Source organism: Bacillota bacterium (assembly GCA_036504675.1).
In the GTDB taxonomy this organism is placed as follows: Bacteria; Bacillota; Sulfobacillia; order JAJYWN01; family JAJZPE01; genus DASXUT01.
The window spans coordinates 1-13923 of the sequence record DASXUT010000021.1 but is presented as its reverse complement, the minus strand read 5'-3'; the positions used below and the strand labels follow the sequence as shown (position 1 = coordinate 13923).

General features: G+C 65.4%; 14 protein-coding genes and 1 riboswitch. Of the genes, 12 read left to right on the top strand and 2 right to left on the bottom strand.

Annotated features, from left to right (window positions below):
- Positions 1-409, bottom strand: a 409-nt coding sequence (locus tag VGL40_01745) for a protein-export chaperone SecB (protein HEY3313993.1), incomplete at its 3' end; no start/stop codon positions are given.
- A gap of 1074 nt (positions 410-1483) precedes the next feature.
- Here VGL40_01745 and VGL40_01740 point away from each other — a divergent pair.
- The gene (locus tag VGL40_01740; protein ID HEY3313992.1) at positions 1484-2200 is read left to right on the top strand and encodes a CpsD/CapB family tyrosine-protein kinase; all 717 of its coding nucleotides are present in this window, start codon (positions 1484-1486) and stop codon (positions 2198-2200) included.
- 38 nt (positions 2201-2238) lie between these two features.
- The gene (locus VGL40_01735) at positions 2239-3948 is read left to right on the top strand and encodes a nucleoside-diphosphate sugar epimerase/dehydratase (GenBank protein ID HEY3313991.1); all 1710 of its coding nucleotides are present in this window, start codon (positions 2239-2241) and stop codon (positions 3946-3948) included.
- 44 nt (positions 3949-3992) lie between these two features.
- On the opposite strand, the gene VGL40_01730 is transcribed toward VGL40_01735, so the two are convergent.
- Entirely contained in the window at positions 3993-4610 is a 618-nt protein-coding gene (locus VGL40_01730) for a type II secretion system protein (protein ID HEY3313990.1), read from the bottom strand.
- 148 nt (positions 4611-4758) lie between these two features.
- On the opposite strand from VGL40_01730, the gene VGL40_01725 reads away from it, so the two are divergent.
- The 10 genes from VGL40_01725 to VGL40_01680 form a co-directional block, all read left to right on the top strand.
- Positions 4759-5775 (top strand): hypothetical protein, encoded by a 1017-nt coding sequence (locus tag VGL40_01725; GenBank protein HEY3313989.1) that lies wholly within the window; start codon positions 4759-4761, stop codon positions 5773-5775.
- A 17-nt stretch (positions 5776-5792) separates the two neighbouring features.
- Positions 5793-7478 carry an ATPase, T2SS/T4P/T4SS family gene (locus VGL40_01720; GenBank protein HEY3313988.1) on the top strand — a complete coding sequence of 562 codons (1686 nt, stop codon included), beginning with the start codon at positions 5793-5795 and terminating at the stop codon, positions 7476-7478.
- 31 nt (positions 7479-7509) lie between these two features.
- Entirely contained in the window at positions 7510-8622 is a 1113-nt protein-coding gene (locus VGL40_01715) for a type IV pilus twitching motility protein PilT (GenBank protein ID HEY3313987.1), read from the top strand.
- A 123-nt stretch (positions 8623-8745) separates the two neighbouring features.
- Positions 8746-9978 (top strand): type II secretion system F family protein, encoded by a 1233-nt coding sequence (locus tag VGL40_01710; GenBank protein ID HEY3313986.1) that lies wholly within the window; start codon positions 8746-8748, stop codon positions 9976-9978.
- Positions 9979-10132: 154 nt separating this feature from the next.
- Positions 10133-10229, top strand: a riboswitch (cyclic di-GMP riboswitch).
- A 196-nt stretch (positions 10230-10425) separates the two neighbouring features.
- A complete protein-coding gene (locus VGL40_01705) occupies positions 10426-11013 on the top strand; it encodes a prepilin-type N-terminal cleavage/methylation domain-containing protein (GenBank protein HEY3313985.1) in 588 nt (195 codons plus the stop codon).
- Between the two features lie 30 nt (positions 11014-11043).
- Entirely contained in the window at positions 11044-11664 is a 621-nt protein-coding gene (locus tag VGL40_01700) for a prepilin-type N-terminal cleavage/methylation domain-containing protein (GenBank protein HEY3313984.1), read from the top strand.
- A gap of 57 nt (positions 11665-11721) precedes the next feature.
- Entirely contained in the window at positions 11722-12336 is a 615-nt protein-coding gene (locus VGL40_01695) for a prepilin-type N-terminal cleavage/methylation domain-containing protein (GenBank protein ID HEY3313983.1), read from the top strand.
- Between the two features lie 112 nt (positions 12337-12448).
- Positions 12449-12868, top strand: a complete 420-nt coding sequence (locus tag VGL40_01690; GenBank protein HEY3313982.1) for a prepilin-type N-terminal cleavage/methylation domain-containing protein — start codon at positions 12449-12451, stop codon at positions 12866-12868.
- A 9-nt stretch (positions 12869-12877) separates the two neighbouring features.
- On the top strand, positions 12878-13462 hold the full coding sequence (locus tag VGL40_01685) for a prepilin-type N-terminal cleavage/methylation domain-containing protein (GenBank protein HEY3313981.1): 585 nt from the start codon (positions 12878-12880) through the stop codon (positions 13460-13462).
- Positions 13463-13476: 14 nt separating this feature from the next.
- Positions 13477-13923 (top strand): hypothetical protein (locus VGL40_01680; protein HEY3313980.1); only part of this gene is annotated, 447 nt, incomplete at its 3' end.

The window sequence follows — 13923 nt, the reverse complement described above, 5'->3', positions numbered from 1 at the left end:
CGGTCGGCAGGATGATGGGCTGGATGTTGGCAGCCAAGGTGGCAGCGGTTACTGTCGCCCTCAAGTAGGGATACAGGATTGCGACCGCGTTAACGTTCAGAAGTCTCTTGAGCTCTTCTTCGTTCTCCTCGCTACCGGCGTACGAAAAGAACCCTATAAGCTCAACGTGAATTCGAAATGGACGCTCCGGGCTATCTGTGTCCGGTAGTAGGGTGCAAGAGGAAGTAACCCGCGCTCTCTTATCCTTTTCGGCAATCTCAACCTTGTGCTTGACGCTCACGTCAATGTCGAGACTACCCTTCGGCTGGTTCGCGGAAACAAAAGCGGACTCCTCAGAAACCTGAACGGAGAGTCTTCTAGCATAGTACCTCTCAAGTTGAATGGAGGCGAGAACTTGCTCACTGCTCATGCTGCGAGCCCACCTTGAGAAAAGGAAAAAGCGCTCGAGGCTTGCACTCTATACTGCATGGACGCCCCAATGTTGCATTTGATTGTATACGTCTGCTTCGTTGTCGATCCTTTTGTCGCCAATACAAAGCCAGCCTCAGTCATCATTTGGATGAACTCATCTCTTGAGACACTCTTCAGGTATTTATCCACTTTGTCCACCATTTTCACGGCCTTCAAACCCCTTTACGCGGACCGTTCGTGCAACCGAATCCCGACTATGCAAGAGGGATCCCTTACGGCCAACTGGATATGGGTCTTTCTGATCCGAGAGTAACCCCTGCGAACGCCTTCCGTTCCCCAATCGAACGGTGCGCGAACAACCTTACACGGAACTATTCGACACAAAGCGTTTATGACTGCGCCATCTTTAAAACCTACAACAGGAGCGCCCAAGGTCTCGGTGTGGTCAACCAGCATACGCAAGGAGCGCTGAAACTCGTCAAAGTCATCCTCCTTGAGCAAGTCAAGAACTTGGGATTCAGCCGCGCTTATGTCGGCTTTCAGAATCTCCCATTTTGGGTATTTCCTTCGGGACTTAACCCACCAGCGGGCAGGCCCTGGATCACCCTCGAAAAAATACACTCCGTCGCCCAGCCACTCTTGGTCCCCAACCGACAAACGGAAAACCTTGGTCTTTCGAACGCGCTCACCGACGGAGGCTTCGCACCCATGGTACCCTATGAAGTCGACTTTCATTCTAGGCCTGTCCACGCAAAGATCATCATTTACGGCCACCGTTACCTATTCTTGAGGTTGCGGGTCTTTTTGTCAATAGCATTCAATGCTGACCTGGATTCTCCTCTGTTCTCAACAGCATTGCCGGAGGAAACTGGAAGGAACTTCTCCCTCGGGGATTTGGCTCGACGTTTTGCTGCCTGCCCACGGCCGACATCCCTTCGCTCAAATCCGGGCGCCATTTTTCCGATAACCCAATTAGAAAGGCTGCTCTTGGGCCCTAGCAGCCCCCTGGTCGGCCGGGTCCCGCCGGGACCCCGGCCATCCCCTCCCAAGCCGAACCCGTGAGGTGACACTCGTGGCCAAAGGAAGAATCGTCAGCTACACCGACCCGACCGCGCCGGCCTCCGAGGCCTTCAGGGCCCTTCGGACAAACCTGCAGTTCCTGGGGCTGTCCGAGCCGGTCGCGACCATCGCCGTGACCGGAGCGGGAGCCCGCGAGGGGAAGTCGACCACCGCCTCCAACCTGGCCATCTCCATCGCCCAGGCCGGACGCACCTGCGTCCTCGTGGACGCCGACCTGCGCTGCCCGGTCATCCACCAGATCCTGCATACCCAGAGCCGGCCGGGCCTGTCTGACGTCCTGGGCGGACTGGCCACCGTCGACCAAGCCCTGCACGACACCTGGGTGCCTGGGCTGAAGGTGATGCCCGCCGGGGAGCTGCCGCCGAGCCCGGCCGACCTCCTCCTGTCGCCGAAGATGGCCGAACTCATCGCCCAGCTCAAGACGATGGTGGACATGGTGGTCATCGACACGCCGCCGATCGGCCTGGTCAGCGACGCCGCCACCCTGGCTCGGGTGGTCGACGGTTACCTCCTGGTCCTCGGGGCCGGGCGGACCTCTAAGGACATGGCCCGCCAGGCCAAACGAGCCCTCGAGACGGTCAACGCCAACATCCTTGGGGTCGTCCTCAACAACATGAACGCTCAGCCCGAATACCGCTACGGCTATGCGAATTACGGCCATTACGGCCAACACGGCCGGGAGCGGAGCCACGGCCGCCCGAGCCACTGAGAGCCATGTCAACCCACCGAACCTTCCGGCGGCTCACCATGGCCGCCGTCGATGCCATCATCCTCATGGGGGCCACCGGAAGCTCGGCTGTCCTGGCCTTCCTGACCGTCTGGCCGCATCGCCTGGACGGCTTCCCCCGCAGCGTCGTCCTGATCAGCTGGATGCTGGCCGTTCTGGCCATCATCGCCACCCGCTTCTCGGGCCACTTCTTCCGGTCGATGGCCCTCTACGGGGACCTGGTCGGCCGGCCGGGGGCCAGTCCGGCGATCCTCGTCGGGGCCGGGCCGTTCCTCGGTGAACTGGTCCACTCCCTCTTCGATCGGCCGGACTTGAGGATCCGCCCGGTGGCCGTCATCGATCTTGAAGGCAAGGCCGGCGGGAGCCGTCTCTCGGGCATCCCCGTGCGGGGGACCCTGGCCGACCTCGAGTCGATGGCCACCCGGCGCCGCGCGGGCCTGATCATCCTGGCCCTCCCGCCGTGGCTGCCCGACCGGGCCGGCGTCGTTGCCCGGGCGGCGGCCGTCTCCGCCCACCTCGGCCTGGCCCTCAGGGTCGTCCCGACCCTCCGCGAATCGCTGGAGGGCGAAGTGGGGGGTCTCGTTCCCCGCCCGGCCGATCCCAACGACCTGTTGAACCGCCGCCCCGCGGAGATCGACCTCGAGGCGGCTTCAGCCTATCTGACGGGGGCCCGCGTCCTCGTCACCGGGGCTTCGGGGTCGATCGGCTCCGAGCTCTGCCGGCAGGTCGCCGGCCTGGCGCCCAGGCTCCTGGTCCTCCTGTCCAACGAGGAGAACGGCCTTTACGAGCTGGAGCTGGAACTCCGGCGCAGCCTGCCGGGACAGGCCATGGCCGTGGTCGTGGCCGACATCCGCGACCGGGCCAAGATGGCCCGGGTCTTCAACGACCTCCGGCCGGACGTGGTCTTCCACGCCGCCGCCCACAAGCACGTCCCCCTGATGGAACTGGAGCCGGACGAGGCCGTCAAGACCAACATCGCCGGCACGCGCAACGTGGCCGAGCTGGCTGTGGCCTGCAAGGTCAAGCGCTTCGTCTTCATCTCCACCGACAAGGCGGTCAACCCGTCCAGCGTCATGGGGGCCTCGAAGCGGGTGGCCGAGCACATCATCCGGTCGATGCACGGCAACCCCGGCGAGACCAGGCTCTGCTCGGTCCGCTTCGGCAACGTCCTCGGCTCCAAAGGCAGCGTCGTCCCCATCTTCGAGGAGCAGATCGCCCACGGCCGACCCCTGACCATCACCCATCCCGAGATGACCCGCTACTTCATGACCATCCCCGAGGCCGCCCGCCTGGTTATCCAGGCTGGGGCGATGACCCAGGGTGGGGAGGTCTTCGCCCTGGACATGGGTGAGCCGGTGAAAATAATCGACCTGGCCAAGAACTTGGCCAGGCTGAAGGGTTTGGATCCGGACCGGGACCTGCGGTTCGAGTTTATCGGGGTCCGCCCGGGCGAGAAGCTCTACGAAGAACTCCTCACCGCCCCGGAGCTGCGCACGACGACCAAGCACAGTCGGGTCTTCGTCGCCCGTCCGGACGCCGTCGACCGCAACCGCCTGATGCGCGACCTGCGCGAGCTGGAGCGGCTGGGCGCCGCCGTCGAACCGGCGATGATCGTCGCCAAGCTCCACGAGATGGTCCCGGGCTACCGGGCCGGCGGGCTGTTCAGGGCCCCGCCGGTCAAGGCCGAGAGCAAGGTCAGCCGCCGTCTACGCGTGGTCAACCGGGCCTAGGGCGGCGGGCGGCGGGTGCCCGCCGCGCCGAAAGCGGGCCACCCCTAGTCGGGCCGCAGGTTGTCGTGGCCCGGCTGGGTCTCCTGGAGCCAGACCACGTCCACGCCGTCATAGGTCAGGTCGCCCAGGGTCGTGGTGATCTTCATCGGCCCGGGGCGGCCGGCACAGCGCCCGTAGATGTAGGTCCGCGGGCGGTAGCCGGCGGCGGCCGTGTAGCCGCCCGGATCCCGTCCTTCGGGCAGCCCGGGCGAGTTCGGCGTAAGCGCCCTCGTGACGGCGGTCCAATCCTTGGTGTCGTAGCGGACCTCCGGGTTGCCGCCCGGGTCGCCAAGGACATAGTGGTCGAGGCGCTCGGGCCGGTCCCCGTCGATGTCGAAGTGGACCGCGTAGAAGTAGTACCGCCCGCTGGCGTTGCGGTAGTCGAAGTCGCTCATGATCAGATCGGCGTCAGTCAGCTCCTGCAAGTACAGCGGGTAGGTTCCATAACGTTGGTTGAAGATGCTCAGGGCGACGGTCATCGTCCGCAGGTCGGCCAGCGCCCGCTTGTCGCGGGTCTCCTGGACCGCTCTGGGAATGGTCAGGCCGGCGGTGAAGGAGACGATGGCCAGAACGACGAGGGTCTCAACGAAGGTAAAGCCGAGCTGATTCTTGAGCCACCGCACGTCCTCACCCCCCGAAGTCGCCCTCGTCTGCCATCTTTAGACATATTTGCCGGCCCGGGGGTTAATTCCTGCCGGGAAGGCCCTTCGGGCCCAAAGGTCACAGGGAAGACGACCGTCCCCGTTGAAAGCCTTTTGGGGGTGGGTGGAGATGGAAGACGTCAAGCAGGCCGCCTCTCGCCAGCGGGCGATGCTCCTGTCCCTCCCGAACGTGGTCGGAGTCGGCGTCGGTTTCAAGGAAAAGGGCGGGGAGAAGACCTCGAGACCCGCCGTCGTCGTGATGGTCCGGAGGAAGGTGCCCAAGAGCCAGTTGGCGCCCAACCACCTCGTGCCGGAGAAGGTGGACGGGGTGCCGACGGACGTCGTCGAGGTGGGGGACCTGAAGCCGCTGGCCGCCGGCGCGGCCCCGCCGGGCCCACGGGCGGCGGCCGAGCTCCCCGACCTGCCCAAGCGGACGAGCCGGGTCCGTCCGGCTCCGCCCGGGGTCAGTCTCGGCCACTACCTGGTCTCGGCCGGCACCCTCGGGGCCATCGTCTATGACCCGGCCGGTCACCCCTTCATTCTGTCCAACAACCACGTCCTGGCCAACTCGACCACCGGCCATGACCGGCGGGCCAAGCGCGGCGACCCGGTCGTGCAGCCCGGCCTGGCCGACGGGGGCCGGGCGACGGGCCAGCCCAACGATATCATCGGGACCCTCGAGCGCTACATCCCGATCAGGCCGCTCCACACCAACCTGGTCGACGCCGCCCTGGCCAAGCCGAAGTCGGCCGCCCTCGTCCGCGACGACATCCTCGGGCTCGGACCGGTCACCGGGGTGGGCAAGCCCCGCCTCGGTGCGCTCGTTCGCAAGAGCGGTCGGACCACCGGGGTCACCATCGGGACGGTCGAGATCACCGAGGCCACCGTCCGGATCAACTACGGCGACACCCCGGTCAGCTTTGCCGACCAGATCATCCTCAGCCCCATGTCGGCCCCGGGCGATTCGGGATCGCTGGTCGTCGACGAGAAGAACCGGGCGGTCGGCCTGCTCTTTGCCGGCTCGGACCGCTCGACCGTCTGCAGCCCCATCACCACCGTCCTCGAGGCCCTCAAAGTGGGCTTCGTCACCCGTCCCAAGGGCGTCGTCGGCTCGGCCAAGGCCGGAGCGAAGACGGCCAGGGCCTGAACTCAGGAGGCTTTCCCATGCGACTCGTCCCGAAGCGCCTCGGCGACATCCTCATCGAGGCCAAGCTCTTGACCCCGGCCCAGCTGGAATCGGCGCTGGAGGTCAAGAAGGCGTCCGGCTCCCGCCTCGGCGAGGTCCTCGTCGGCCTCGGCATCGTCGCCGACGTCGATATCGCCCAGGCCCTGGCCAAGCAGCTGAGCGTGCCTTATGTGAGTTCCGAAGAGGTGGCCGTCGACCCCGAGGTGGCCAAGATCATCAGCGAGCAGTCGGCCCGCCGCTACTGGGCCGTGCCGGTGGCCAAAGAGGGCAACGTCATCACCGTGGCCATGTCCGACCCCCTCAACGTCTTCGCCCTCGACGACATCTCCTTGTTGACCGGGTCCGAGGTCCGGCCGGTGGTGACCACCGACCGCGGCATCGAGAAGGCCATCCAGGTCGGCTATCAGCAGGACCTCATCCCACCGCGGGACGCCGGGGCCCCCTCCCCGACGCCGACCGACGAGCTGGAGACCTTTCGGCTGAGGGAGATGGTCGAGGAAGCGCCCATCGTCCGGCTGGTCAACCAGGTCATCGACCGGGCCATGGATGAAAGAGCCTCGGACATCCACATCGAGCCATTGGACGAATCGGTCCGCGTCCGGTACCGCATCGACGGCATGCTCCGCGAGGTGATGACCGTCCCCAAGGCCAACCACGCGGCCACCGTCTCGCGGATCAAGATCATGGCCATGCTGGACATCTCTGAGCGCCGGGTGCCCCAGGACGGCCGCATTCGGGTCAAGGACCAGGGGCGCGACGCCGACCTCCGGGTCTCGACCCTGCCGACCATCCACGGCGAGAAGGTCGTCATCCGGATCCTCGACAAGAGCAAGACGGTCAACTCCCTCGACGAGATCGGCTTCCTGCCCGACACCCTCGAGAAGTTCCGGCCGATGATCAAGCGGCCCCATGGGATGGTCCTCATCACCGGACCCACCGGCAGCGGCAAGACGACCACCCTGACGGCCATCCTCCGGGAGCTCAACTCGGAGTCGCACAACATCATCACCGTCGAGGATCCCGTCGAGTATGAGGTCCCCGGGGTTAACCAGGTCAACGTGAACGAGCGGGCCGGCCTGACCTTCGCCAGCGGCCTGCGCTCGATCCTCCGCCAGGACCCCAACATCATCATGGTCGGCGAGGTTCGCGACGCCGAAACGGCCGACATCGCCATCCGCTCGGCCCTCACCGGTCACCTCGTCCTGTCGACCCTGCATACCAACGACGCCTCCGGGACGATCACCCGCCTGATCGACATGGGGGTCGAGCCCTTCCTGCTCTCGTCGTCGATCATCGGCGTCGTCGCCCAGCGGCTGGCCCGGCTTCTCTGCCCGCGCTGCAAGGAACCGTATGAGCTGCCGGCCGACGACCCCCATCGCGGCCTGGCCAAGTTCCCCGAGGGCCCGGTCAAGCTCTACCGGGCCAAGGGTTGCCCCGAATGCGGCAAGAGCGGCTATCGCGGCCGGGCGGCCATCTTCGAACTGATGCCGGTGACGGCGGCCGTCCGCGAGCTCATCACTAAGCGGGCCCCGGCGGCCGCCCTCTACGAGCAGGCGGTCAGGGAAGGGATGCGGCCCCTCCTCCAGGACGGCGTGGAGAAGGCCCTCAAGGGGCTGACCAGCGTGGAAGAGGTCTTCCGCGTCGCCTACACCGAGGATAAGTAGACCCGCTCTGACACTCCAAGGAGGGACCCCATTGCACCTCGACGATCTGCTCCGCAAGGCGGTCGAGTCCAGCGCGTCGGACCTGCACATCACGGTCGAGTCCCCGCCGATGACCAGGATCAACGGCCATCTCAAACCCGTGGCCGGGGCGACCGGCCCGTCCGGCTCGGAGCGGCTGACCCCCTCCGACACCCACGACCTCCTCTACGGGGTTCTCAAGGACGACCAGAAAGCGCGCTTCGAGGCCCATGGGGAGCTGGACTTCTCCTACAGCATCCACGGCCTGAGCCGCTTCCGCGTCAACGCCTTCAAGCAGCGCGGGACGGTCGGAATCGTCTGCCGGGTCATCCCGATGACCATTCGGACCATCCAGGAGCTGGGCTTGCCCGAGGTGGTCACCCAGCTGGCCCGCTGCACGCGGGGGCTGATTCTGGTCACCGGGCCCACCGGCAGCGGTAAGTCGACCACCCTGGCGGCGATGATCGACCTCATCAACAGCGAGCGGTCGGACCACATCCTGACCCTCGAGGACCCCATCGAGTACCTCCATAAGCACAAGAAGAGCATCGTCAACCAGCGGGAGATGGGCGTCGACAGCGCGTCCTACGCAACCGCCCTGCGGGCGGCCCTCCGCGAGGACCCGGACGTCATCCTGGTCGGCGAGATGCGCGACCTGGAGACGACCCAGATCGCCCTGACCGCGGCCGAGACCGGGCACCTCGTCCTATCGACCCTCCACACCCAGGACGCCGCCCAGACCATCGACCGGGCCATCGACATCTTCCCCCCGTATCAGCAGGAGCAGGTCAAGACCCAGCTGGCCGGGACCCTTCAGGGGATCGTCGCCCAGCTCCTCCTGACCCGGATCGACGTCCCCGGCCGGGTCGCCGCCTTCGAAATCCTGGTGGCCACGTCGGCCGTCAAGAACCTCATCCGCGAGGGCAAGACCCACCAGATCCCGTCGGCCATCCAGACCGGGGCCAAGTACGGGATGAAGTCCATGGAGGCCTCCCTGCGCGATCTGTACCAGCGGGGGATGATCAGCCAGGAGGACTTCCTGGTCCGGGTTCCCGGGGCCGCGGCCCAGCTCGGGGCCGGTGGCGGGCTGGGCGGGGCCGGCGGCGGCCTCGGCGGCCGGTTCTAGGGCCCCCCGGACGACTCCCCAAAGAAGATCCTCCCTGGGACCATTTTCTCACCCGTCCGACCCCCACAAAATGGACGGGCCCCCCGAAACCATCATGTATAAGTGCTGGTGATCCCCTTGGCCATGGTCCTGAGCTACAACTATAGAGCCCGCGATGGGGCCGGCAAGTCGGTTGAGGGGACCATCGAGGGCGAGTCCGAGCGGCAGGCCGTCGAGAAACTGAGGGCCCGCGGATTCCTCGTGACCTCCCTCGAGGTCAGCCGGGACATCAGCCTGAAGACCATCAGCGCCATCGGCCGCCGCAACGCGGCCAGGCCGGGTAAGGTCCCCCTGAAGGCCCTGGCCGTCTTCTGCAAGCAGTTCGCGACGATGGTCGGGGCCGGCGTGCCGATCCTTTCGGCCCTGAAGATCCTGGCCGACCAGACCGAGAACCGGCGCCTAGGGGCCGCCCTGAAGAAGGTCGGCGAAGAGATCGAGGCCGGCGAGACCCTCACCAACGCTTTCCGCAAGCAGGGCGCGACCTTCCCGCTCATCCTGACCAACATGATCGCCGCCGGTGAAGTGGGCGGCATTCTCGAAGACGTCTTCGAGCGGATGGGCGAGCACTTCGAGAAAGAGAACGCGGTGACCCAGAAGGTCCGCTCGGCCATGACTTACCCCACGGTGATCTCAATCATCGCGGCCCTTGTGGTGGTCTTCCTCGTCGGCTGGGTCCTCCCGAACTTCGTCGCTCTCTTCCAGTCGTCCGGGGTGGCGTTACCCACCCCGACCCTGATCCTCCTCGGGGCCAGCCACATCCTCAGAACTTACTGGTACGCCATCTTTGGCGGGGCCGCCCTGGCCCTCGTGGCCTTCCGACGCTGGGTGGCCACCGAGCGGGGGGCCTACCGGGTGGACGCCTTGTCGCTGAAGGCTCCCGTCTTCGGTTCGCTGGTCCTGCGGCGGTCCCTGTCGCGCTTCTGCCGGACCCTGTCAACCCTGCTCAAGAGCGGCGTTCCGGTGATGGTGGCCATGTCGGTGGTCGAGAAAACCGTCGGCAACCGGGTCGTCGCCGGAGTCGTCCGGCGGGCCCAGGTCTCCCTGCGCGACGGGATGTCGATGACCGGTCCCCTTCGCCAGAGCGGCGTCTTCCCGGCGATGGTCATCGAGATGATGGTCGTCGGGGAAGAGACCGGCGCGACCGACACCATGCTCCAGAAGGTGGCCGACTTTTACGACAAGGAGATCGACTCGGCCGTCGAACGGATGACGGCCATGCTGGAGCCCCTGATCATCGTCGTCCTCGGCGGGGTCGTCGCCTTCATCCTGGTCTCCATGATCATGCCGATGTTCGACGTCTTCCAGATGGTCAAATGAAGACCAACCTCGCGGACAAGCCCCGGCGGCGGGGGCCGGCGGGCATCTGTCCAAAACCGGGACATGCCGGAGTTGTAAAATTATGCATGGACCGGCAGGAATCTTCTGGTCTTCATAGAAATCCCTATAACTCACCTAAAAAGTAAATAGGCCTTACCGACAAGGGCAAAACCGCCGAAAGGCGGTGACGCAAAGCCACAGGTCTACAGCCAAACCGGCGACGGGGCGGCCAAGACGGCTGGGTTACCGAAGAGGGCACGGGAATTATTGGCCGTCTTTTCGGTGGCGTTGGAAGCCCGAAAAGATGGCTTTTAATTTTTGGCCGACCAGTGAATGGCGGCCGCGGCAGAGAGATGGGTCCAGACCCGGCCCGCAAGTGTGCAGCGTCGAGGTCCAAATCCGACGAAGGAGGCGAGTTGCGCTACGAAAATCTTCTGGAGACGGCACATGAAGGACGATCGCGGCTTCACCCTGATCGAGCTCCTGGCCGTCGTGGCCATCCTGGGCATCCTGGCGACCATCGCCCTGCCCAGGGTGATGAGCGCGATCACCAACTCAAAGGCCGGCAAGGGTTCGGCCGACATCAAGACCGTTGAGAGCGCTTTGGAACAGTTCTTCCTTAAATATGGACGTTACCCGCTGACCCTCCAGATGCTGGTCGGAAAGGGCTTCCTGAAACAGGACTTCGTCTTCCGAAACGGCTACAATAACTTCTACTTCTATGCCGTCAACTGGGACGGCGTGGCCAGCACCAACGCCACCAAGTACGCCCTCGGCGACCCCGGCCAGACACCCAGCTCGCCGATGCCCGGCAACCTCTATGGAACCGGCGCCCTGCCGCCGGGCACCGACCCGACCACCAACGCCTCGTACTACTGGGGCGCCGCGGCTCCGCCGGCCCCGGTCACCAACGCGGACATCGCTTACTATGACGGCGGGGTCCAGGTGCCCGGCTTTCTCACCAGCAATATCACCCTCACCGTCGTGAGCGGGGCGATGACCGAGCCGACCAACCCGCTCCTCAAGAAGCCCTGACCCCGGATTCACGAAGGAGGTTGTCTCGAAGTGAAGATCTTCTGGAAGCGGATGAAGAAGGACCAGCGCGGCTTCACGCTGATCGAGCTCCTGGCCGTCGTGGCCATCCTCGGCATCCTCGCCACCATCGCCCTGCCGCGGGTGATGAGCGCGATCACGAACTCCAAGGCCGGCAAGGGATCGGCCGACGTCAAGACCGTCGAGAGCGCCCTCGAGCAGTTCTTCCTCAAGTACAGCAAGTATCCACTGAACCTCCAGGAACTGGTCAACCACGGCTTCCTCAAGCAAGACTTCGTCTTCCGAAACGGCTACAACAACTTCTACTTCTATGCCGTCAACTGGGACGGCGTGGCCAGCACCAACGCCACCAGCTACGTCCTGGGTGACCCGGGTCAGACCCCGGGCGCGGCCGGCAATCTCTACGCGACGGGCGCCCTGCCGGCGGGGACTGATCCTGTCGGCACCGGGGCGACCGCCAGCGGCAACTACTGGGGCATCGCCACTCCCCCGACCTTCCCCCTCGTCGACGCGTCCATCGCCTACTATGACAATGGCCAGGTCGTGACCCCGTTCCTCCCGGCCGCCGGCATCACCCTCACCTATCTGAGCAACACCGGGGCGCCAAGCAACCCCTTGCTCAAGAAGCCCTGAACCGGGCCGGGGTAGGGACGCCAATTTCCCAAGCATGAGGGAGGTTAGACATACCTGATGAAGATCTTCTGGAAACGCCTCAAGAAGAATGAGCACGGCTTCACCCTGATCGAGCTCCTCGCCGTGGTGGCCATCCTGGGCATCCTGGCGACCATCGCCCTGCCGCGGGTGATGAGCGCGATCACCAATTCCAAGTCCGGCAAGGGCTCGGCCGACATCAAGACCATCGAGAGCTCCCTCGAGCAGTTCTTCCTGAAGTACGGGCGCTACCCGCTGAACCTCAAGATGCTCGTCGCCCAGGGCTTCCTCAAGCAAGATTTCATCTTCATGAACGGCTACAACAACCTTTACTTCTATGCCGTCAACTGGGACGGCGTGGCCAGCACCAACGCCACCAAGTACGTCCTCGGTGACCCGGGCCAGACCTCCGGAGCGCTGGCCGACCTTTACACCGCCAACGCCCTCCCGACGGGCCTTGACCCGACCGCGGCCGGCGCGTCCGCCTACTACTGGGGCGCCGTGGCCGCCCCGGCGACGATCGCCGACGCTCAGATCGACTACTATGACAGCGGCACCAAGGTCAACCTCATCGGGGCCGGCACCATCACCCTGACCGCCGTCGGCGCGATCCCCGCCGCCGAGCCGACCAACGCGAAACTGAAGAAGCCTTGATCTCTTGAAACAGGGCGGCGGGGTCGAGGCTTAACGGCCGGCCCTGCCGCCCCGTGCCTTTAGCTGACTGAAGTGGAGAAGGACCACCCGCCGGCCGGAAGGGGGAGAGACGATGCGACCATCGCCCGCCATGGCCCGGTTCCTGCGCCGCCTGCCGTTCCGTTCCGACGACCGCGGCTTCACCCTCATCGAGGCCCTGATGACGATGGTCGTCATCACCATCGCCTTCGGCCCCATCCTGGCCATGTTCAACGCCGGGATCTGGTCGCAGTCGGCCTCCCGCGACCTGACCGACGCCACCCACCAGGCCCAGGCCATCATCGAGGAGTTGCGGGCCGGCCCCTACGCCAACGTCGCCCCGCGGGCCTGGACGCCCGTCGGCGGCGCCGCCGCTTTCGAGTACGAGGTGGCCATCGGCCCGCCGCCCGACCCGACCTCAAGCGGCCTCCGCGAGGTCACCGTGGCCGTCCGCTGGACGGGCCGGCGCGGGCTGGAATCGGTCCACCTGACCACCTGGATCGCTGAACACTAGGTGATACCTATGCTTGGAAGGCTAATGTCCCTGCCGCCGCGGTTCCGGTACCGGTTCCGACTCACCCCGTCGCTCAAGGATGAGCGCGGCCGAGGGTTGCTCAGGGATGAGCGCGGCTTCACCGTCGCTGAACTCCTGGTGACCATCGCCGTAATGGGGATGGTCTTGGCGTCTATTGTCATCTTTCAGGCCATCGGGGCGAAGCTCTTCCGGATGAACGACACGGCCACCGAGACCCAGCAGAACCTCCGGGTGGCCACCGAGCGGATGACCCGCGAGATCAGGCAGGGTAAGAACGGGACCTTCTCGCTTACAGCCGGCGTCTTCAGCTATTCCAGCCTCCGCTTCGACCTGCCCGGCACGCCCACCAAGACCGTCCAGTACCGGCTCGACGCGACCACCACCGAGATCATCCGCGACGAGACGGTCAGCTCGGTGACCACTTCGACGCCGATCGCCTCGGGGGTCCAGACTCTGACCTTCGCCTTGTCAACCGACCGCAGTCGGGTGACCGTCTCAGTGACCAGCCAGACCCGGAACGATACCACTCAGACGATGACCGCCGAGAGCTTCATCCGGGTGGGGCCACAGTGAAGGGGGTGATGACCGTGCGCTCTGTCCGACGCATCCTGGTCTCCGCCCGCGACGACGACCGCGGCGTGGTCTTCCTCATCGCCATGTTCGCCGTGGCCCTCGTCTTCCTGCTTGGTTCGGCCATCGTCAGCGCCACCTCCGACGACCTGACCATCGCCCACAACGCCAGGCGGGGCGAGGTCGCCCTCAACGTCGCCGAGGCGGGCCTCGACTACGCCCGCCACTACCTGACCATCTATCCCGACTTCAACGGCACCCTCGGCCCGAAGACCGTCGGCGAAGGGTCGTTCACCGCCACCGTCGCTTCGAACGGCCGCCTGGCTACGGTCACCGCCACCGCGGCCGCGGGGACCGCCCGCCGGGCCATTCAGGCCCAGGTCCAGGTCCAGGTGGGCGGGGATAACACCCTCAACAACAAGGCCCTGGTCGTCAACAGCAGCCTGATCACGTACGCCAAGCTG